We start from the raw sequence: 18,985 nt of genomic DNA on the forward strand, positions 1-18,985 counted from the left end.
CGCCCCGGCAGGCGTGAAGGGCCGCCCGGCCGTAGCGTGAAGAGCGAACAGACCCCGAGGAAGGATCGTCATGAGCGAACAGCCGAACGACTCGAAGAACTTCCCCCCGACGCCGACGCCGACCAGATGGCCGACCGCGACACCTCCGCGGACACCGAGGAGGACGAGACCGCCGCGGGCCCGGCAGAGCGCAACGACCCGGGCAACGACAACCCGGCCACCACCTCACCGGTGGAATAGAGCGCACGGGGGCCGCCGCCCCCGTGCGCCCCTCCCTGCATCGACGCGGCGTCCCTCCGTTCAGGCCGTCACGAGAACAACAGCAGGGCGGCGATCACCAGCATCGTCACGCCCACCAGGACGTCGAGGATCTGCCACGTCCGGGGGTGGGCCAGGCGCGGGGCCAGTGCCCTGGCGCCGATGCCCAGCGTCGGGAACCACACGAGGCTGGCGAGGATCGACCCGGCGGCGAACCACCATCGGCCGGCGTCACCCTGCTGGTTGGCCACCGAGCCGAGCATCAGCACGGTGTCGAGGTACACGTGCGGGTTGAGCCAGGTCAGCGCGACGGCGGTGAGTGCCACGGATCCTGCACCGCGCGGGAGCGAGGCCGTCAGGCCACTCGCCCGGCGCGAGGACCACAGACTGCGTAGTCCGAACCACGCGAGGTAGGCCGCCCCCGCGTACTTCATGACGTCGAGCACCGCGGGATGCAGGGCGCTCACCACGCCCACACCGGCCACGCCCGCGAAGATGAGGACGACATCGCTCAACGCACAGATGGCCACCACAACGCCGACGTGTTCGCGTCGCAAGCCCTGGCGCAGGACATAGGCGTTCTGTGCGCCGATCGCGATGATCAAGGCGGCACCGGTCATGAATCCGAGGAGGAGCGTGGTCACGTCACCGACGCTACGGATGCCCCCGAGATAAGACCAGCGAATGATCTGAGGGATCCCTTAGCGTTGCTTCATGAACGTCGATCATCTCTCCGCCCTCGTTGCCGTCGTCGACGAGGGTTCGTTCGAGGCCGCGGCTCGCGCGCTGCACCTCACGCCATCGGCGGTCAGCCAGCGGATCAAGGCTCTCGAGAGACACCATGGCCGTGTCCTGGTGGTCCGCGCCTCGCCGTGTCGGGCAACCACGGACGGTGAGGTGCTGCTCCGGCTCGCCCGACAGGTGGCCGAGCTGCGTGCGGACGCCTACGCCGAACTCGACCCCGACCCGATGTCGCGCCGTCCCCTGCCGGTGGTCGTCAACGCCGACTCCCTCGCCACCTGGTTCGAGCCCGTGTTCGACGAGGTCGCCACCTGGCCCGACGTGGCCCTCGAATTGTTCATCGAGGTCGAGGACCACGGCACGCACTACCTGCGCACCGGCGAGGCGGTGGCGGCGGTGACGTCGGACCCGGTCGTCGTCCCCGGCTGCACGACGGAGCCCCTGGGGGTGCTGCGCTACCTGCCGATGGCCACCCCGGAGCTGGCCGAGCGACATGCTCCTGGAGGCCGGATCGACTGGGAGGGCATGCCGATGGTCCGGTTCAGCGACAAGGACGACCTGCAACACCGCCTCCTTCACAGACACGGCGTGCAGGACCCCGCGATGCGCCACCTCGTGCCGTCCAACCAGGCGTTCTTCGCAGCGGTGCGGGCCGGCATGGGGTGGGGACTCATCTCCGAGCCGCAGCTGGGCGACAGCCTCGACACCGGCGAGCTCGTGCGGCTCGGCACCGACGAGCACATCGACGTCGAACTCGCCTGGCAGAGCTGGCGGCTCGGCTCGGAGACGACGGCACGACTCACTCAGGCCGTCCACCGGGCGGCCCGTCGAGGCCTGCGACAAGGGGCCGGCGGCGAGCGGTGAGGGCGATCCCCGCCAGGTACGCGGCGACAGTGAAGATCACAGAGAAGACGGCAGGGAGATGGTCGTGATCACGACCATCTCCCTGCCGTCTGTCATGTCTTCTGCGCTCACCCGCGGCGGGAGTCGGCTCGCCTCACCCCTCGGCGCGGCGGGCGGAGCGGATCAGGAGACCTTCTCGCCGGCGATCGTCTTGCTCGTGCCGGAGTGGCCGACGCTGATCTTGCGCGAGCGGGACTCCTCGGCCACCGGAATGGTGAGCGTGAGGACGCCGTCGGCGTAGTCGGCGTCGATCCGGTCGAGCGCGACGCCGTAGCCCAGGGTCAGCTGCCGCGCGAACGTGCCGGAGGGACGCTCGTGGCTCAGCCACTTGATGTCGCCCTCGGGCTCGGTGCGGCGCTCGGCGCGGATGGTCATCGTCCGGTCCTCGACGTCGATGTCGATCGTGCTCGGGTCGACGCCGGGCAGGTCGATGCGCGCGATGAAGTCCTCACCGGACCGGTAGAGGTCCATGGGCATGGCAGCCGAGGCAGGCGTGCGGGTGGCCTGCTGGGAGAAGAACCGGTCGAGGTCGCGGAACGGGTCGAACTGCGTGGTCATGAGATACCTCCTTCGGAAGCCGGGTCCCATCGACCCGACTGCTTCATGAGTGGGAACGACTCAACTTTATGGAGCATTCCCAACGCAGTCCAGTGATCTGAGCCACATGTGGCCGCCGCAACGGGCACCTGTCCAGGGTCCCCGGAGCGCCACCACCCGAGGCGTTCGTACCCCCGTAACTCGCCACGGGCCTGCATGAGAGCACGACGAAAAGGGTAGAGACATCGGGAGAGTCACCCGACGAAAGGAGCCCTCTCATGGCCGACATCACCGGCAAGAAGATCGCCTTCCTCCTGACCGACGGAGTCGAGCAGCCCGAACTCACCCAGCCCTGGGAAGAGGTGGAGAAGGCGGGCGCCACCCCCGTTCTGGTCTCCCCCAAGAGCGACTCGCTCACCGCGATGAAGGGCGACTGGGACCACGCCGACAGCTTCGACGTGAACGTCCAGGTCAAGAACGCGAAGGCGAGTGACTACGACGCCCTCGTGCTTCCCGGAGGCACGGTCAACGCCGACACCCTGCGTATCGACCAGGACGCCCGAGCCTTCGTCAAGCAGTTCTTCGAGGCCGACAAGCCGGTGGCCTCGATCTGCCACGGGCCGTGGATCCTCATCGACGCCGGGGTCGCGGACGGCAGGAGGATGACGTCCTACGAGTCGATCTCGACCGACCTCCGCAACGCGGGAGTCGAGTGGGTCGACCAGGAGGTCGTCGTCGACGGCAAGCTGGTGACCAGCCGCAACCCCGGTGACCTCGACGCCTTCTGCGCCGCCTTCATCGAGCAGGTCGCCGCGCACTGACGATCCCGCACGTACTCGGCCCCGATGCCGCGAGGATCGGGGCCGAACGTGACCCTTCTTGCGCCGTCGAGGTCGCCATGCCAGCACACTGCGCCGGGCCCGTGCCGGCCCGCCGCCCTTCCTTGATCCTCCGCTGCATCGCGGGGGCGGCCGTTCTCGGCGTACTCGCCCTGACCGGCTGCGGCGTCATCCCGGCCGATCCCGACCACACCCTCGACCGGGTGCGCGCCACCAAGGTGCTGCGCCTCGGGGCGTCCGACAACCCACCCTTGGTCGTCGTCGAGGACACGGCCGACGCCCCGACCGGCAGCGAGCCCGACCTCGCGCGGGGGTTCGCCGAACGTCTCGGTGTGGAGGTCGAGTGGGTCGTCGGCGGCGAGTCCGAACTCGTCGGCAAACTCGAGGACGGGGAGGTCGACATGATCGTCGGAGGTCTGCTGAAGTCCTCGCCGTGGGAGAAGCGCGCGAGTCTCACCCGTCCGTACGCCACCACCGACGGCCCCGACGGCATCGAGCGGAAGCACGTCATGGCGGTCCCGCTCGGCGAGAACGCGATGTTGTCCGAGCTCGAGCGCTACCTGGACGAGGTGGCCCCGTGACGAGGCACCGCATCACGAGCTTCGGCGACACCACCCTGCCGGAGGAACAGCAGCGCAGCCTGCGCCGCGCGATCCGCGTGCAGATCGTCGGTTTGATCTACCTCCTGTCGTGCGTGGTCGTCGTGGCCCTGGTCATGGGTAGCTCGCAGGCGATGAAGGTCGCATGGATCGAGGATCTGCTCTCACTCATCCCGCCGATCGCGTTCCTGGTGGCCGCACGCTTCGCCCGGCGCGAGCACTCGCGCGAGCATCCGTACGGGTTCCACCGCGCGGTCGGCTCGGGCCATCTCGCAGCCGCCGTGGCGCTGTTCGCGATGGGCGTCTTCCTCGTCATCGACTCCGCCTCGGGGTTGGTCCGCGCCGAGCATCCCCCGATCGGCACCCTGCAGCTCTTCGGCCACACCGTCTGGGCGGGGTGGCCGATGATCGCCGCGATGGTCTATACCGGCATCGGTCCGGTCGTCCTCGGCCGGATGAAGATGCCGCTCGCCGAGACCCTGCACGACAAGGTCCTCTACGCCGACGCCGACATGAACAAGGCCGACTGGATGACTGCGCTCGGCGCGGTGCTCGGGATCCTCGGGATCGGGATCGGCTGGTGGTGGGCCGACGGGGTCGCCGCTCTCGCCATCTCCGCGAGCGTGCTCCACGACGGCATCACGCAGATCCGCAACGCCACCAGGGGACTCATGGACGGTCGTGCCCGCCGGTTCGACGACTCCGCGCCGCACCCGGTCATCGCCCGCGTGGAGCAGCTCGTGGGCCGCGCCGACTGGGTCGAGGACGTCGGGGTGCGCATCCGCGATCAGGGCCACCTGTTCCACACGGAGGTCTTCGTCGTGCCACGCGAGCGTGTCGCTCGCCTCGAGCAGCTCGAGCGGATGCGGGAGGAGATCGTCGCTCTGGACTGGAAACTCCACGATGTCGTCGTGGCACCTGTCGCGGTGGTGCCGGAGAACCTGCGCGCGCCACAACGGGAATGAGGCCTTGCGGGGCTGCGCGGACGGTGAAACGATCCAGCGCACCCGAGCCGAGCGAAGGGAACCCCTGTGCCGAACCGCCCCGCCCTCCCGTGGGTCCGCACCCTGTCCACCGCTGCCGTCCTCGCCATGGCGACGACCACACTCACCCCGACGATCGCGACCTCTGCCGGCAAGGACTCCCCGGTTCCCGACAGCGCGGTGCTGAGCGCCGACTGCCTCGACCCCGACATCGACCTGTCCGTCGAGGAGCGTCGCCTGGCTGCGCGTCTGCCGGACCCGAAGGACCCCTCACGCCTGGCGTCCCGGACGTTCGCCGCAGGCATGATCTCCGGTGGCGGATTCGAGCGGTTCGCTCCACGAGTGGTCGAACGTCTGTGCCAGACACGTGATGCCCGGTCGGCCCAGCGGCTCGCCGCCCAGGAGGGCACGCGGCTCTGGAAGGCCGCCGTCGCCCGCGTCCAGTCCACCGGCGCGGTCAAGGGCGATCTGCCCCGCAGCGACGACCGTCCGCTCTACTGGGCCCGGCTGCAGGTCACGGCCGCCCTCCGCCAGTGGCAGCCGGCGCGCGGTCTCACCGACGCCCAGCGCGAGTCGGTCATCGAGACCTTCGAGAAGGCCTCCCGCGGCATGACCGACATCTCCTACCCGGCCGGGCGGAACACCGCACGCGTCCTGGTCAGCGGATTCGACCCCTACACCCTCGACGGTGGCCCCGCCGGCAGCGCACCCGGCGCCGCCGGCAACAACATCCGTCACGGAAACCCCTCGGGTGCCACCGCGCTCGCGGTCGACGGCACCGTGCGCGTGGGCAAGGACGGCCGCCGCCAGGTCATCCACGGCTACATGCTGCCGGTGAACTTCACCGAGTTCACGGCCGGCTGGGTGGAAGACACCGTCGGACCCCACATGCGGGCCGGGACGCGCTCGTTGACGGCCTCGTTCACCGTCAGCCAGGGCCGCGAGGGCCGCTTCGACCTCGAGGTGTGGAACGGGCGCTACCGCGGCGTCACCCCCGGCAACGACGGCAGCCGGCCGTGCCCCGTCATCGACGGCACCGCGCAGATCGCCGAGAACAACCCCGGCTGCAACACCACCGTCCCCGCCCGCTGGGGCGGCCCGCGCGCGTTCGACCTGCACAACCCGCCGCAGTGGACCACGGCCTCCCTCCCCTTCGAGCGGATGATCGCGGGCGGCACCGGCGCGCAGGTCACGCCACCGCCCGGCGCACCGTCGGCGCCCAAGACCGGGTTCCCGGTCATCCGCAACACGGCCTACACCGAGTTCCCCGACTGCTCCTCGCCCGAGCGCGTGGCCCGCAATGCGGCACCGGAAGGGTCGATCGACCCGGCCCAGCCCGGGGTCCCGCCGGCGAAGGACTCGTGCGCGTTCGCCGGTGGCGGCGGCAACTACCTCTCCAACGAGTCCGGATACCGCAACACGCTCCTGCGGGATCGGCTCGGGCGTGACATCCCGGCCGGGCACATCCACACGCCGATCATGCAGCACTTCGAGAAGACCAACCTCTACGCACCGAGCGACGCGAGCTTCGACGCCTGGCGTCAGGCGATCGTCACCCAGACCGTGGCGCTGATCCACGTGGGCGCCGAGCGCTGAGTCCCTCGACCGGACGCCCGCGGCCCTGTGGCCGGGGGCGTCCGGTCCGCGTCTGCGGCCCGCCATCCGCACTCGATCACACGACGTGACGACGTCACGGTCGCTGATGACGAATGTCAGGACGTGGCCCACCGGGCCCGTCATACCGTGAAGACATGTTGATCGCCGAAGAACTCTTCCTCCTGCTGACCAGGGACGACGGTCGTCGCGAGAGTGGCGCGACCTACGCCGCCTACGGTCTGGCTGCAGCCAACATCACCGATCTCGTTCTGCGTGAACGAGTCACGTTGAGCGAGGACAAGGATCCCCGCCTCAGCATCGTCGATCCCTCGCCCACCGACCACCCCGTCCTCGATGATGCCCTCGCGCGCCTGCGCGACAAGGACGGCAAGAAGATCTCCTCCTCGTCGTCGACGGCAAGGTGGCCGCCGAGAAGCAGGTCGTCGCCTCGCTTGAACGCTCCGGCGCGATCTCGGTCGAGGAGCAGCGGATGCTCGGAATCGTGCCGGAGAAGCGTCCGGTCGCCGACCCCACCCCGGAGCGGCACGTGCGCGAGCGCCTGCGCGTCGCGCTGCAGGGCGCCGAGGTGACGCCCAGGGAGGCGACGCTCCTCTCGATCCTCCAGGGCCTCGACGTGGCGCACAAGGTGCTCGCCGAGGAGTCCGGCGGCATGAGCAAGAAGGAGCTCAAGGCCCGCATCGAGGTCGTCTCGCAGAACATGACGACCGGTGAGGCGGTGAGTGCCGCCGTGACCAGGGCCGTGGCCGCCATGAACGCCGCGATGATGACCGCCGTCATGGTGCCCGTCATCACGTCCTCCTCGAGCTGAGCGGCGGACGCATCCCACGCTTCGCCCCTACCCTGGAGTCATGACCCTGCCGACCCTCCAGCGTCGTCGCGCCGATCGCACCGCCCGCTTCCTGACCGTCCTGTGCGCAGGCATGGGAGTGCTGCACTTCGTCAAGCCCGAACCGTTCGACGAGATCATCCCCGCGTCTCTCCCCGGATCACCGAGGGCGTGGACCTACGGCTCAGGCGTCGTGGAGGTGGCCACGGCGGCCCTCCTCGCGGCGCCGAGGACGCGACGCCTCGGCGGGCGGGTCGCGACCGCGCTGTTCGCCGGGGTCTTTCCCGGAAACGTGCAGATGGCGTGGAACTGGCGTCGGCGTCCCTGGTATCTGCAGGTGGTGTCACTCGGCCGACTCCCGTTGCAGGCGGACCTGATCCGGCGGTCCGAGTTCGTTCACCGTCACGCCTCCCGAACCTGAGGTGACGTCGAAGGCGCAGGCCCGGTCGGCGACTCGACCCGCTGTTTGACGTCGGCCGAACCCGGGTAGTTGCGGGCATGAGCAACTCCGAGGAAGCAGACGCCAGAAGCGACGCCGTCGAGAACGTCAAGGAGCGGGCCGAGTCATGGGACCCCGGTGCCGAGCCGGAGACCGTGGAGCAGCACCTCCGTGAGGGATTCGAGCAGGCGGGGGTCGACGTGCCTGAGCAGGACGTCGAGCGCATCGCCGACGAGGTCCACAAGGAGAAGGACGCCCAGATCGAGGAGTGAGGTCCGGCCTCACGCTCCGCGCCACGTGACAGGGTTGGAGGCGTGAACAGCGACATGCCGGGCCGTCCGGGTGATGCCGGAGCCACCGACGACCACTTCCTGCAGGACGTCCGCGCCGGTGTGCCCACGACGTGGGTCAATCAGCAGCGCACGGGTGTCACCGACTGCGACATCACCCTGGCCGAGGTGCAGGACGCCGACGCCCGGCTGCGACGCTTCGCGCCGTTCCTCGCCGAGACGTTCTCCGGCCCCTGGCACATCCCGCTGCCCGCCTCGGGCGAGGAGGAGCCGGGGGTCATCGACTCGCCGCTGACTCCCGTGCCCCGCACCGCCGCGGCGCTGGGCCTGCCTCACCCGCTGTGGCTCAAACGCGACGACGTCCTGCCGGTCTCCGGGTCGATCAAGGCCCGCGGCGGCATCTACGAGGTCCTCGCCGTCGCCGAGCGCGTCGCCCTCGAGGCGGGTTGGGGTGCACGCGATCTCGACACGCTCGACTACCGCGACTTCGGCTCCCCCGACTCCGCGAGGTGCTCTCGCAGCACATCATCGCGGTCGGCTCGACCGGCAACCTGGGGCTGTCGATCGGCATCATGGCGCGGACCCTGGGGTTCCGCGCCACGATCCACATGTCCGCCGACGCCCGGCCGTGGAAGAAGGACATGTTGCGCAGCATGGACGCCGAGGTGATCGAGTACGAGGGCGATTACGGCCTCGCCGTCGAGACCGGTCGCGCGCAGGCCGCCGACGATCCCGACACCCATTTCGTCGACGACGAGAACTCCCGCGATCTGTTCCTCGGCTACGCCGTGGCCGGCCTGCGCCTGGTCGACCAGCTCGCCCACGCGGGGATCGAGCCCGACGAGGACCACCCTCTCCACGTGCACCTGCCGTGCGGTGTCGGTGGCGGGCCCGGCGGCATCGCCTACGGCATCCACCTGGCGTTCGGCGAGCGCGCCCGGCACGTGCACACCTGGTACGCCGAACCCACCCACGCGTGCTGCATGCTGCTGGCCCTCGCCACCGGCCGGGGCGACCGGATCAGCATCGCCGACGTCGGACTCGACGGACGCACCGCCGCGGACGGACTCGCCGTCGGCCGGGCCTCTGAGCTGGCGTGGTCGGCGACCCGTCATCTCGTGGCCGGCGCGTACACCGTGCGCGACGAGGAGCTGTTCCGCCTGCTGCAGTTGCTCGACCACGTGGAGAGCATCCGACTCGAGCCCTCGGCCCTGGCGGGGGTGGCCGGCCCGTTGACGCTGCTCGAGGCCGGGGTGGACCTCCCACCCGGCGCGCACCACCTGGCCTGGGCGACCGGAGGATCGATGGTGCCTCCCGCCGAGATGGCCGGGTACCTCGACGCGTGAGGGATGCCGCCCACACTCACCACCGTCTGCATCCGGCTGCCGCCGATCACCTGAATCTTCCTGAATGTCAAGGGAAGAGAACCTTGTGTCCTGCTGGGAGCGGGCGGTAGGAAGAGGAGCACCCTGCGTCACCGGGATCCATCCAGGACCAAGGAGTGCTCATGACCCGCCGCATCCCCCTGCTCACCGTCGTCGCCGGAATGGCGATCGCCGGTGCCATCGCCGCGCCGGCACCATCCGCCCAGGCGTCCGAGTCCGACGACCTGCGCACCGCCCTCAAGGCCACCGATTCGCCGCTGCGGACCCCGTTCGAGAAGAGCAACGGAGCCCGCTGGACCTCCTTCGAGCAGTGGCTCGACTTCTGGTCCGGGCTCGACGCCGCCTCGGACCGCGTCGAGGTCGACCGCGTCGGCAGCTCCGGTCTGGGACGGCCGATCCACGCGATCACCATCGGCCACCCGACTCCCCCGTCGGTGCGGACGCAGGCCCAGGGGTCGGTGTTCATGCTCAACTGCAGCATCCACGGCGACGAGCCCTCCGGCCGAGAGGCCTGCATGATCCTCGCCCGCGATCTGGCCACGTCCACCGACCCGCGCATCTCGCGCTTCCTCCGCTCGACCACCGTGGTCATGACCGGCATCAACCCCGACGGCTGGGTGGCGAACACCCGCGGCAATGCGGCGGGCACGGACATCAACCGCGACTTCCTCAAGCTCGCGACGCCGGAGGCGCGGGTGCTCGCCAAGCTGATCTCCGAGCGCAAGCCCGACGTCCTCAACGACCTGCACGAGTACGGTCCGCGCGCTGACTACGACACGCAGGCCCTGACGTTGTGGCCGCGCAACCGCAACGTCGACGCGGGCGTCCACGCCCTGGCCAAGACTATGGTCGAGGACTATGTGGAGCCCCGGCTCGACTCGGCCGGCCTCAGCCACGGTCGCTACGGACAGCTGGTGCGCGACGGCAAGCCGTACCGTCAGGTCGCCGGCGACGACCAGGCGCGGATCCTGCGCAACTACACCGGTCTGCGGCACGTCGTGGGCATGTTGACCGAGGCTGCCAACGAGCCCGTCACCCAGGCCGAGAAGGACGACCCCGCGCTCCTCAACCGCAACCGCGTGGCGGTGCAGTACGCCGCCGTCGTCGGTAACGCCGAGCTGATCGAGTCCGAGCGTCGGGACATCGCGCAGACGACCACGCAGGCCGCCGAGCGCGCGACGCAGATGGGGGCGGCTCGCAAGGGCATCGTCTACTTCGCCGGGCAGGACGACATGCTGCCCACGAAACCCGAACAGGTCGAGGCGAACCCGATGTGCGGGTACTCCTTGAGCGCGGCGCAGGCGAGTGAGTTCGGCGAGGTCCTCGCGCTGCACGGCGTGAAGACCACGAAGACGGCCGACGGCGCCTGGGTGCCGATGGGTCAGCCCGCTCGCGGCCTCATCCCCCTGCTGTTCGACGAGCGCTCGGAGTTCCGCATCACGACCGCCGAGCCGGTCGCGAAGTGCCCCGGGTCCTGACCGCCCCGGCCGGTGCCGGTACCGCGACGACGACAGACAGCCCGCCCCGAGTCATCGGGGCGGGCTGTCCCGCGTCGGGGTGGGGCGACGCGTTCGAGACCGATGCGCCCCGGGCCGGGAAGGGTGGGCCCGGGGCGGACCGGCGGGATCAGGGCTGCGTGAAGGGTTCCTGCTCGTGGACCATGCCGCTGCCGCGCTCGGAGGGGGCGAAGACCTGCTCGTCGCCGAGGTCTCCCCGATCGGTGCGGCGGATGCTGCCGTCGGCGAGGATCTCGTACGCGCTCTCGGAGTGCAGGGCGGCGTCGATGCCGGAGAGCTCGGCGTCCGGGTCGACACGGAACCCGATCGTCTTCTCCAGGGCGAGCCCGATGAGGTAGGTGACCACGAAGGAGACGAAGAGCACCGCGAACGCGCCCACGGCCTGACGCCAGAGCTGGTCGGCGCCGCCGCCGTAGAAGAGTCCGTCGACACCGGCCGGGGCCTGCGAGGAGGCCAGGAACCCGATGAGCAGGGTTCCGACCAGACCACCGACGAGGTGCACGCCGACGACGTCGAGGCTGTCGTCGTAGCCGAAGCGCTCCTTGAGTCCGACGGCCGCCGCGCAGGCCATGCCGCTGACGAGGCCGATGGCCAGGGCGCCCATCGGGGTGACGGCGTTCGCGCCGGGGGTGATGCCGACGAGTCCCGCGACGATGCCCGAGGCGGCGCCGAGGCTCGTGAAGTGTCCGTCGCGCAGACGTTCCACGAGCAGCCAGCCGAGGATCGCGGCTGCCGGGGCCGCCAGGGTGTTGACGAAGGCGACCGAGGCCACCTCACCGGCGGCCAGGGCCGAGCCGCCGTTGAACCCGAACCAGCCGAACCACAGCAGACCGGCGCCCAGCATGACGAGCGTGAGGTTGTGCGGACGCATGGGCTCGTTGCCGAAGCCCTGCCGGTTGCCGAGGACGAGGACGAGCGCGAGCGCCGCGGCGCCGGCGTTGATGTGGATGGCGGTACCGCCCGCGAAGTCGATCGCCTCGATGGCGTTGGCGATCCATCCACCGTGGGAGACGACGTTGCCGGCGGCGTCCGTCGCGTCGAAGGCGAAGACCCAGTGCGCGATCGGGAAGTACACGACCACCGACCAGATCGCCGTGAACACCAGCCACGTCGAGAACTTGGCCCGGTCGGCGATGGCGCCACTCACCAGCGCGGTCGCGATGATCGCGAACATCGCCTGGAAGGCCACGAAGGCCAACGCCGGGGTGGATCCGGACACCGCGTCCGGGGAGAGCAACTGGGAGAGCCCTGCGAACTCGGTCGGGTCTCCCATGAACCCGCCGAGGGAATCGCCGAAGGCCTGGCTGTATCCGACGAGCACCCAGAGGACGCCCACCGTCCCCATCGTGCCGATGCTCATCATCATCATGTTGAGCACGCTCTTGGCGCGCACCATTCCGCCGTAGAAGAGGGCCAGACCAGGGGTCATCAGCATCACGAGGGCTGCGCTGACGAGGACCCAGGCCGTGTCGCCGCTGTCGATGTTCATGTCGACGAGGATGAGGGAATCGTGTTTCGTCACCGGGCCCGCGATGTTACGACCGCGTCAAAAGTCCGCGCCTCATGTTTCGACGCTGTTTCGGGAGGCGCGGGCGGCGCGGGTCGAGGGCGTCGGCCCTCCGGTCATGACTGCATGGATGAAGGCAGGATCGGTGCTGCCCGGGCGACACCGACCCTGCCTTCATCGCTGCGGTGATGCGCGCGGTGCCGCGGGGTCGGTCAGTCTCCGAGCAGCGCGTCGGCGAAGCTGCGGGGGTCGAACGGCGCCAGGTCGTCGGGGCCTTCGCCGAGGCCGACGAGCTTGACCGGCACGCCGAGGGCCTTCTGGACGGCGACGACGATGCCGCCCTTGGCTGTGCCGTCGAGCTTGGTGAGCACGATGCCGGTGATGTCGACGATGTCGGAGAACACCTGCGCCTGACGCATGCCGTTCTGGCCGGTGGTGGCGTCGAGGACGAGCAGCACCTCGTCGATGGGGCTCTGCTTCTCCACGACGCGCTTGACCTTGGCCAGCTCGTTCATGAGGTCGGCCTTGTTGTGCAGGCGACCGGCGGTGTCGAGGATGACGACGTCGGCCTCGGCCTCGATCCCCTCCCGGACCGCCTCGAACGCGACGGACGCTGGATCGGCGCCGTCCTTGTCGGAGCGCACCGTCGGCACGCCGACGCGGGCTCCCCACGTCTCGAGCTGATCCGCGGCCGCGGCGCGGAAGGTGTCGGCCGCGCCGAGGAGCACGTCGCGATCCTCGGCGACGAGGACGCGCGCGAGCTTGCCGACGGTCGTCGTCTTGCCGGTGCCGTTGACGCCGACGACCATGATGACCGCCGGACGTCCGTCGACGCGGGTCGAGGCGATGCGGCGGTCGAGCTGGGGCTGGAGCTGGGTGTGCAGGTCCTCCTTGAGCCAGCCGCGCATCGTGGCCTCGTCGCGCACGCCTTCGGCGGCGACCCGCTCCTTGAGCGAGGCGACGAGTTCGGAGCTGGCCTCGACACCGAGGTCGGCCGCGAGCAGCGTGCTCTCGACGTCGTCCCAGGTGTCCTCGTCGAGTTGCCCGCCCGCGAGGAGGGCGAGCAGGCCACGGCTGAGGGCGGAGTCGGAGCGCGCGAGGCGGGTGCGCAGGCGTTGCAGCCGGCTGCGGGTGGATTCGGGGGTCTCGAGCCCGGGCGGCGCCGCCTCGGGCAGGAGGTCGACATCGCTGTCGCCGGGCCGGGTTTCGGTGGCGACCCCACCGTCGGCGGTGTGCGAGCCGCCTCCGCCGCGGAGGTCGGGGCGGGTGCCCCTGTCGAGGGTGCGGCGGCGGTTCCCACCGCGCACGAGGCCGATGATGGCGCCGACACCGGCGACGAACAGGACCGCGACGACGCTGATGACGACCCAGAGGTCTTGCAAGATCCACTCCACGGTCGCCAGTCTTGCAGACGCGCGGGGCTGGGGTCGGGCGCCGGGCGAGCGCCGCAGGTCAGGACGCGCGTGTCAGCGGACCGCGCCGCCGGGTGCTGTCGACGCCTTGCGAGAGCAGCGGCGTGAGGTCCACGGGCCGCTGTCGGTTGCGGGCGGTGAACACGTTGTTGCGGCGGCGACGCGCCTTGCGCGGCGGCCGGTGGCCCATGAGGAGGCGAACGGTCTGCCGGTTCACCAGACTCGCGCCTCGTCGGCGCGCGGGGATGATGACGGCAACGGCGAAGACCGCACCGACCACGGTGACCATCGCGATGGAGAGGAGCACGACGTCCATGCCCTCCCTGTCGGCAGGGAGCGCACGATCCTGCGCCTCCGCAGCGAGGAATCAGGTCACGGAGTAGTCACGATCCTCCCCCAAACCGACGTCGCCACACGGGAATTCGACAACACCCCAGCTCACGCGGGCGAGTCCCCCACTGCGGGCCGGCTCTGCTCGTCGGAGAAACGGGCACGGTGGCCACCCACGACACCACCATGAAGAAGGTCGCCGGGCATCTGGGCCTCGAGGTGACCGACCCGGTCGCAGCGAAGTGATCACGACAGCGAGCTGATCACGACGGGGGCGGGGCGGGGCGAGCCGAGAGCGTCTACTCCTCGCTCGGGAACCGCGGCTCCTTGATCTGACGCGACATGGCGCGGAAGTTGGGGTGTTCGCAGGTGTCGAGCCATTCGAAGATGGCCATCTCGGCGGTGACGACCCGGGCACCGGAGTGCTTGAGGCGGGCGAGGGCGGCGTGGTGGTCGCGGGGGTCGCGGGAGCCGCAGGCGTCGGCGACGATCCAGGCCTGGCGGCCGGATTCGACGACGCCGAGCGCGGTCTGGAGGAGGCAGACGTGGGTTTCGCAGCCGGCGAGGACGATCTGGTCGGCGTGGGGGGCGACATCGTCGAGCATGTCGAGGAGGCCGTCTTCGCAGGCGCCGAAGTGCATCTTCGGCAGGACCTGCGCGCACATCTCGGGGAAGGCGTCCACCAGCGGACCGAGCTTCTCGGGGTTCTGGGCGGTGCCCACGATGGGCACGGAGCTCTGTTGGGCGCCGTAGCCGAGCAGTCGTGCACGTTGCCGGACGGCGGCGTCGTCGTGGATGACCGGCATCAGCCGTTCCTGGAGGTCGACGAACACGACGACGGACGTCTCGGCGACCAGGCGCAGGCTGTGGTCGGCGGGCATGGGGCCTCCTCAGGCGGGTTGGGACACCCGTTGGGACACGACGGTGGTGATTCCGTCGCCCCGCATGGTGACCCCGTACAACGCGTCTGCCACTTCCATCGTCCGCTTCTGGTGCGTGATGACGATGAGTTGGCTGGAATCTCGCAATTCCTCGAAGAGGGTGAGCAACCGGCCGAGGTTGGTGTCGTCGAGCGCAGCCTCGACCTCGTCCATGATGTAGAACGGGCTCGGCCGGGCCTTGAAGATCGAGACAAGCAGCGCGACGGCGGTCAGCGATCGTTCCCCGCCGGAGAGCAGTGAGAGGCGTTTGATCTTCTTGCCGGGCGGTCGGGCCTCGACCTCGATGCCGGTGGTGAGCATGTTGTCGGGTTCGGTGAGGGTCAGGCGCCCTTCGCCGCCGGGGAACAGCCGTGAGAACACGCCTTCGAACTGGGCCGCGGTGTCGGCGAACGCCTCGGCGAAGGCCTGCTCCACGCGGGCGTCGACCTCCTTGACGATGTCGAGCAGGTCGTCGCGGCTCTTCTTGAGGTCCTCGGTCTGCTCGGTGAGGAACGTGTGCCGCTCTTCGAGCGCGGCGAACTCCTCGAGCGCGAGGGGGTTGACCCGGCCGAGACGGGCCAGGTCGCGCTCGGCGCGGCGCAGGCGCTTCTCCTGCTCCTCGCGGACGAACGGGCTGCCCTCGTCGTCGGCCACCGACGTCAGGGGCGGCAGCGACAGCGGGGCTGTGGCGGTCGCGTCCGTGGTCTCGGCGTCCGTGGTCTCGGGATCGTCGGTCTCGCCCTCGGCGGGCGCCGAGCCGTCGTCGACGCGGGCGCTCTGCCCGGAACGCTCGGACATCTCGGCCGCGCTGGTTCCCGACCGCTCGCGTTCCGCTGCCTCGGCCGCCTCCGCTGCTTCCGCCGCCTCTCGGGCGGCGCGGCGCGCGGCGGCCTCCTGCTCCATGCGCCTGGTCACCGATTCCGGCGTGATCTCGGGGATGAGGCGGTGCGGGCCGAACTCCTCGACGAGGACGTCGGGGGCGATGCCGAGCTCCTCGACCGCGCGGGTCCGGAGGGCGTCGATGCGCAGACGTTGTTCGGCGCGGGCGATCTCGTCGCGGTGGACCGAATCGGTGAGGTCCCTGACCCGGCCGGTGAGGGCGTCGACCGCCGAGCGGGCGTCGGTGAGTTCACCCTCCAGCGCCGCCCTGGCGGCAGCCGCCTCGTCACGACGCGCGAGGGCGATCTCAAGGGCGGCGGTGACCTTGGCGGCAGCCTGCTCCGCACCGGCACGGACCTGGTGGGCGACCTCGACCTGGGCCAGCCGGCGCCGCCGTCGTTCCTCGGCCGCCGCCCGCGCCTGACGCTCCTGACGTGCCGCGTTCTCCAGGCCCTCGGCGCGGCCCGAGAGGGACCGCACGCGCTCCTCACGACTGCGCAACTGCAGCCGCGCCTCGGTCTCGGCGGCACGGGACGCGGCGGCGTTCTCGGCGAGGCGATCCCGTTCCTCCGTCGAGGGTTCGGCGTCGTCCTCCCCGGAAGTCGCGAGCGCCTCGGAGTGTCGCTGCTCGAGTTCGGCGAGCTGGGCGCGGTTGTCCTCCAGGCCCGACTCGACCGCCTGGGCGGAGGTGGTGATGCGGTCGGCCTCGGCCTTGGCGCTGCGCACCTGCGAGGCGAGGCGTCCGAGCTGTTCGGCGACCCCGGCGAGGCGGGCGTCGGAGGCGTGGAGGTCGGTCAGCGCCGCCTCTTCCGCGGTCTCGAGTGCCTCGAGCTTGGAGCGGCCGGAGGCGAGGGTGAACCGGGCCTGGTCGCGGCGGGCGGCGGCGTCGCGTTCGGCGGCCTCGGCCTCTTCGACGGCCGCCTCGAGCTCGATGAGGCTCGGCTGTCCCTGCCCGCCGCCGTGCAGGAGGCCGGGAGCGACGACGTCACCGCCCGGCGTGACCGCGGTGAGCAGCGGGTGTGTGGCGTGCACGGCGAGGGCCGCGTCGAGGTCGGTGACCAGCAACACCGTGCCCAGGAGGTGTTCGACGGCCGGTCGGAGGGACTCGTCGCTCGAGACGACGTCGAGGGCCCAGACCGCGCCCGGCGAGACGTCGGCGGCGACACCCCGGTCGCGCCGGTCGGCGGGCGCGGCGGCACCGGCGACGAGCAGGCTCGCGGCTCCGGCCTCACTGCCCTCCAGGGAGCGCAGGGCGGCACCACCGGCGGCCAACGACTCGACGGCGAGACCGTCGGCGGCCCGGCCGAACGCGGCCGCGACCGCCGCCTCACGGCCCGGGGCGACGGACACGACCTGCGCGATCCGCCCGATGACCCCGGCGGTCTCCCGGTCGAGCAGGACCTCGGCGCCGTCGGTGCGGCGCAACCCCAGGGTGAGGGCCTCCTTGCGGGCCACGGCGTGGGCCCGTTCGGTCTCGGCGGTGCGCTCGGCCTCCTGGGCCCGCTCGACGACGGCGCGCGCCTGTTCGACGGCCTCGGCGGCCTCCTCGTAGGCGGCGTCGAGGCCCTCCTCGCCCTCCTCCTCGTCGGCGACCCCCGCCTCGAGCAGCGCGAACTCCCGCTGGGCCTCCTCGGCGCCGGCGCGGGCGCGCTCGGCCGAGGTCGTGAGTCGTCCGAGTTCGGCCTCGCCGGCCTCGATGCGGCTGCGGACGGCCGCCACCTTGCCCGCGAGCTTGGCCAGGCCCTCACGCCGGTCGGCCGCGGCGCGGGCCAGCCGGCTCAGACGGTCCTGCTCCTCGGCGTAGGCGCGTTCGGCGGCCTCTCGCTCGGTGAGGCGCGCGGCCAGGGCCTCACGGGCGGCGTCGATCTCCTGCGACAGGGCGGCCTCGTCGGCGCGCGCGGCGCGGGCCTGTTCGAGCAACGCCTCGGGGTCGCGTCCGCGGCCGGTGTCCTCGGGCTCGGATTCCGACAGCAGACGCGCACGTTCGGCTGCGAGGGACCCGGTCGAGGCGATGCGGTCGCGCAGCGAGGACAGGGAGAACCACCGATCCTGAGCGATCGCGTGCGCGGCGCCCACGGACTCCGCACGCGACTCGGCGTCGGCCAACGCCGCGCGGGTCTGCGCCAGTTTCTCCTCCGCCGCCTCCCGGGCGGCCACCTGCGCGGCCTCATCGGCGATGTCGGCCTCGAAGGTGGTGGTCATCTGCACGAGGTCGTCGGCGAGCAGGCGCGCGCGCGCGTCACGGGCCTCGGCCTGGATCACCCCGGCCCGGCGCGCCGTCTCCGCCTGCCGGCCGAGCGGTCCGAGCTGGCGCCTGATCTCGGAGGTCAGGTCCTGCACGCGGCGCAGGTTGCCCTCCATCGTCTCGAGCTTGCGCAGCGCGCGTTCCTTGCGCTTGCGGTGCTTGAGAACCCCCGCGGCCTCCTCGATGAACCCGCGGCGCTCCTCCGGCGTGGCCCGCAGCACGGCATCGAGCTGCCCCTGACCGACGATGACGTGCATCTCACGGCCGATGCCGGAATCCGACAGCAGTTCCTGGATGTCGAGCAGCCGGCACCCGGTGCCGTTGATCGCGTACTCGCTGCCGCCGCTGCGGAACATCGTGCGGCTGATCGTCACCTCGGAGTAGTCGATCGGCAGCGCACCGTCGGCGTTGTCGATCGTCATCGTCACCTCGGCGCGGCCGAGCGGCGCGCGGCCGGCGGTACCGGCGAAGATGACGTCCTCCATCTTTCCGCCGCGCAGGCTCTTGGCACCCTGCTCGCCCATGACCCAGGCCAGGGCGTCGACGACGTTCGACTTGCCCGACCCGTTGGGCCCGACGATGCAGGTGATGCCGGGCTCGAGCTTGAGGTGGGTCGCCGACGCGAACGACTTGAAGCCCTTGAGGGTCAAGCTCTTGACGTACACGGCGCGCGGAACTCCTCGGAGCGGGACGGATGGACCTGCACACCCTAGCCTCAGGCGCGCTCGCCCCGATGCACCTCGCCGGGGCGCCGCGCA

18 protein-coding genes and 1 pseudogene are annotated in these 18,985 nt (G+C 70.9%); 12 read left to right on the plus strand and 7 right to left on the minus strand.

Annotation, left to right across the window (positions count from 1 at the left end; all coding sequences use genetic code 11):
- Nucleotides 1-36: 36 nt before the first annotated feature.
- The gene (locus QQK49_RS11765; protein WP_284304083.1) at nucleotides 37-240 is read left to right on the plus strand and encodes a hypothetical protein; all 204 of its coding nucleotides are present in this window, start codon (nucleotides 37-39) and stop codon (nucleotides 238-240) included.
- 68 nt (nucleotides 241-308) lie between these two features.
- Here the strand turns inward: QQK49_RS11765 and QQK49_RS11770 are convergent, their stop codons facing one another.
- On the minus strand, nucleotides 309-902 hold the full coding sequence (locus QQK49_RS11770) for a LysE/ArgO family amino acid transporter (RefSeq protein WP_284304084.1): 594 nt from the start codon (nucleotides 900-902) through the stop codon (nucleotides 309-311).
- A 70-nt stretch (nucleotides 903-972) separates the two neighbouring features.
- Here QQK49_RS11770 and QQK49_RS11775 point away from each other — a divergent pair, with 70 nt between their 5' ends.
- Nucleotides 973-1,863 carry a LysR family transcriptional regulator ArgP gene (locus tag QQK49_RS11775; protein WP_284304085.1) on the plus strand — a complete coding sequence of 297 codons (891 nt, stop codon included), beginning with the start codon at nucleotides 973-975 and terminating at the stop codon, nucleotides 1,861-1,863.
- A gap of 162 nt (nucleotides 1,864-2,025) precedes the next feature.
- Here the strand turns inward: QQK49_RS11775 and QQK49_RS11780 are convergent, their stop codons facing one another.
- Nucleotides 2,026-2,460, minus strand: a complete 435-nt coding sequence (locus QQK49_RS11780; protein WP_284304086.1) for an Hsp20/alpha crystallin family protein — start codon at nucleotides 2,458-2,460, stop codon at nucleotides 2,026-2,028.
- Between the two features lie 257 nt (nucleotides 2,461-2,717).
- Here QQK49_RS11780 and QQK49_RS11785 point away from each other — a divergent pair, with 257 nt between their 5' ends.
- The 10 genes and pseudogenes from QQK49_RS11785 to QQK49_RS11825 all read left to right on the plus strand — a co-directional run bounded on the left by QQK49_RS11785 (nucleotide 2,718) and on the right by QQK49_RS11825 (nucleotide 10,895).
- Nucleotides 2,718-3,260 carry a type 1 glutamine amidotransferase domain-containing protein gene (locus QQK49_RS11785; protein WP_284304087.1) on the plus strand — a complete coding sequence of 181 codons (543 nt, stop codon included), beginning with the start codon at nucleotides 2,718-2,720 and terminating at the stop codon, nucleotides 3,258-3,260.
- A gap of 77 nt (nucleotides 3,261-3,337) precedes the next feature.
- Nucleotides 3,338-3,859, plus strand: coding sequence for a transporter substrate-binding domain-containing protein (locus QQK49_RS11790; RefSeq protein ID WP_284304088.1), 522 nt, complete (start codon nucleotides 3,338-3,340; stop codon nucleotides 3,857-3,859).
- The gene (locus QQK49_RS11795) at nucleotides 3,856-4,842 is read left to right on the plus strand and encodes a cation diffusion facilitator family transporter (RefSeq protein WP_284304089.1); all 987 of its coding nucleotides are present in this window, start codon (nucleotides 3,856-3,858) and stop codon (nucleotides 4,840-4,842) included. The genes QQK49_RS11790 and QQK49_RS11795 overlap by 4 nt, the downstream gene beginning before the upstream one ends.
- A gap of 66 nt (nucleotides 4,843-4,908) precedes the next feature.
- Entirely contained in the window at nucleotides 4,909-6,456 is a 1,548-nt protein-coding gene (locus QQK49_RS11800) for a hypothetical protein (protein WP_284304090.1), read from the plus strand.
- Between the two features lie 155 nt (nucleotides 6,457-6,611).
- Nucleotides 6,612-6,839 (plus strand): annotated as a pseudogene (locus QQK49_RS23290) (GPP34 family phosphoprotein); the annotation flags it as partial.
- 38 nt (nucleotides 6,840-6,877) lie between these two features.
- Nucleotides 6,878-7,285, plus strand: a complete 408-nt coding sequence (locus QQK49_RS11805) for a GOLPH3/VPS74 family protein (protein WP_284304091.1) — start codon at nucleotides 6,878-6,880, stop codon at nucleotides 7,283-7,285.
- A gap of 40 nt (nucleotides 7,286-7,325) precedes the next feature.
- The gene (locus QQK49_RS11810; protein ID WP_284304092.1) at nucleotides 7,326-7,724 is read left to right on the plus strand and encodes a DoxX family protein; all 399 of its coding nucleotides are present in this window, start codon (nucleotides 7,326-7,328) and stop codon (nucleotides 7,722-7,724) included.
- A 77-nt stretch (nucleotides 7,725-7,801) separates the two neighbouring features.
- A complete protein-coding gene (locus QQK49_RS11815; protein ID WP_284304093.1) occupies nucleotides 7,802-8,014 on the plus strand; it encodes a hypothetical protein in 213 nt (70 codons plus the stop codon).
- Nucleotides 8,015-8,541: 527 nt separating this feature from the next.
- Nucleotides 8,542-9,378, plus strand: a complete 837-nt coding sequence (gene dsdA, locus QQK49_RS11820) for a D-serine ammonia-lyase (protein WP_284304094.1) — start codon at nucleotides 8,542-8,544, stop codon at nucleotides 9,376-9,378.
- Nucleotides 9,379-9,539: 161 nt separating this feature from the next.
- The gene (locus tag QQK49_RS11825; RefSeq protein ID WP_284304095.1) at nucleotides 9,540-10,895 is read left to right on the plus strand and encodes a M14 family zinc carboxypeptidase; all 1,356 of its coding nucleotides are present in this window, start codon (nucleotides 9,540-9,542) and stop codon (nucleotides 10,893-10,895) included.
- 148 nt (nucleotides 10,896-11,043) lie between these two features.
- On the opposite strand, the gene QQK49_RS11830 is transcribed toward QQK49_RS11825, so the two are convergent.
- The 5 genes from QQK49_RS11830 to smc all read right to left on the minus strand — a co-directional run bounded on the left by QQK49_RS11830 (nucleotide 11,044) and on the right by smc (nucleotide 18,892).
- A complete protein-coding gene (locus QQK49_RS11830) occupies nucleotides 11,044-12,423 on the minus strand; it encodes an ammonium transporter (protein ID WP_284304096.1) in 1,380 nt (459 codons plus the stop codon).
- A gap of 230 nt (nucleotides 12,424-12,653) precedes the next feature.
- Entirely contained in the window at nucleotides 12,654-13,835 is a 1,182-nt protein-coding gene (gene ftsY, locus QQK49_RS11835; protein WP_284304097.1) for a signal recognition particle-docking protein FtsY, read from the minus strand.
- A 58-nt stretch (nucleotides 13,836-13,893) separates the two neighbouring features.
- Complete coding sequence (locus QQK49_RS11840) at nucleotides 13,894-14,169, minus strand: hypothetical protein (RefSeq protein ID WP_284304098.1); 276 nt, start codon at nucleotides 14,167-14,169, stop codon at nucleotides 13,894-13,896.
- 313 nt (nucleotides 14,170-14,482) lie between these two features.
- The gene (locus QQK49_RS11845; protein WP_284304099.1) at nucleotides 14,483-15,064 is read right to left on the minus strand and encodes an isochorismatase family protein; all 582 of its coding nucleotides are present in this window, start codon (nucleotides 15,062-15,064) and stop codon (nucleotides 14,483-14,485) included.
- Between the two features lie 9 nt (nucleotides 15,065-15,073).
- Nucleotides 15,074-18,892 (minus strand): chromosome segregation protein SMC, encoded by a 3,819-nt coding sequence (gene smc, locus QQK49_RS11850; protein WP_284304100.1) that lies wholly within the window; start codon nucleotides 18,890-18,892, stop codon nucleotides 15,074-15,076.
- Nucleotides 18,893-18,985 lie beyond the last annotated feature (93 nt).

The sequence above is a fragment of the Mobilicoccus caccae genome, from assembly GCF_030161635.1.
Lineage (GTDB): Bacteria > Actinomycetota > Actinomycetes > Actinomycetales > Dermatophilaceae > Mobilicoccus > Mobilicoccus caccae.

Coding starts and splice junctions, on each gene's coding strand:
- QQK49_RS11840 (WP_284304098.1), bottom strand. CDS start 14,169: ATGGACGTCGTGCTCCTCTCCATCGCGATGGTCACCGTGGTCGGTGCG.
- QQK49_RS11780 (WP_284304086.1), bottom strand. CDS start 2,460: ATGACCACGCAGTTCGACCCGTTCCGCGACCTCGACCGGTTCTTCTCC.
- QQK49_RS11810 (WP_284304092.1), top strand. CDS start 7,326: ATGACCCTGCCGACCCTCCAGCGTCGTCGCGCCGATCGCACCGCCCGC.
- QQK49_RS11825 (WP_284304095.1), top strand. CDS start 9,540: ATGACCCGCCGCATCCCCCTGCTCACCGTCGTCGCCGGAATGGCGATC.
- QQK49_RS11775 (WP_284304085.1), top strand. CDS start 973: ATGAACGTCGATCATCTCTCCGCCCTCGTTGCCGTCGTCGACGAGGGT.
- QQK49_RS11830 (WP_284304096.1), bottom strand. CDS start 12,423: ATGAACATCGACAGCGGCGACACGGCCTGGGTCCTCGTCAGCGCAGCC.
- QQK49_RS11845 (WP_284304099.1), bottom strand. CDS start 15,064: ATGCCCGCCGACCACAGCCTGCGCCTGGTCGCCGAGACGTCCGTCGTC.
- QQK49_RS11815 (WP_284304093.1), top strand. CDS start 7,802: ATGAGCAACTCCGAGGAAGCAGACGCCAGAAGCGACGCCGTCGAGAAC.
- QQK49_RS11785 (WP_284304087.1), top strand. CDS start 2,718: ATGGCCGACATCACCGGCAAGAAGATCGCCTTCCTCCTGACCGACGGA.
- QQK49_RS11790 (WP_284304088.1), top strand. CDS start 3,338: ATGCCAGCACACTGCGCCGGGCCCGTGCCGGCCCGCCGCCCTTCCTTG.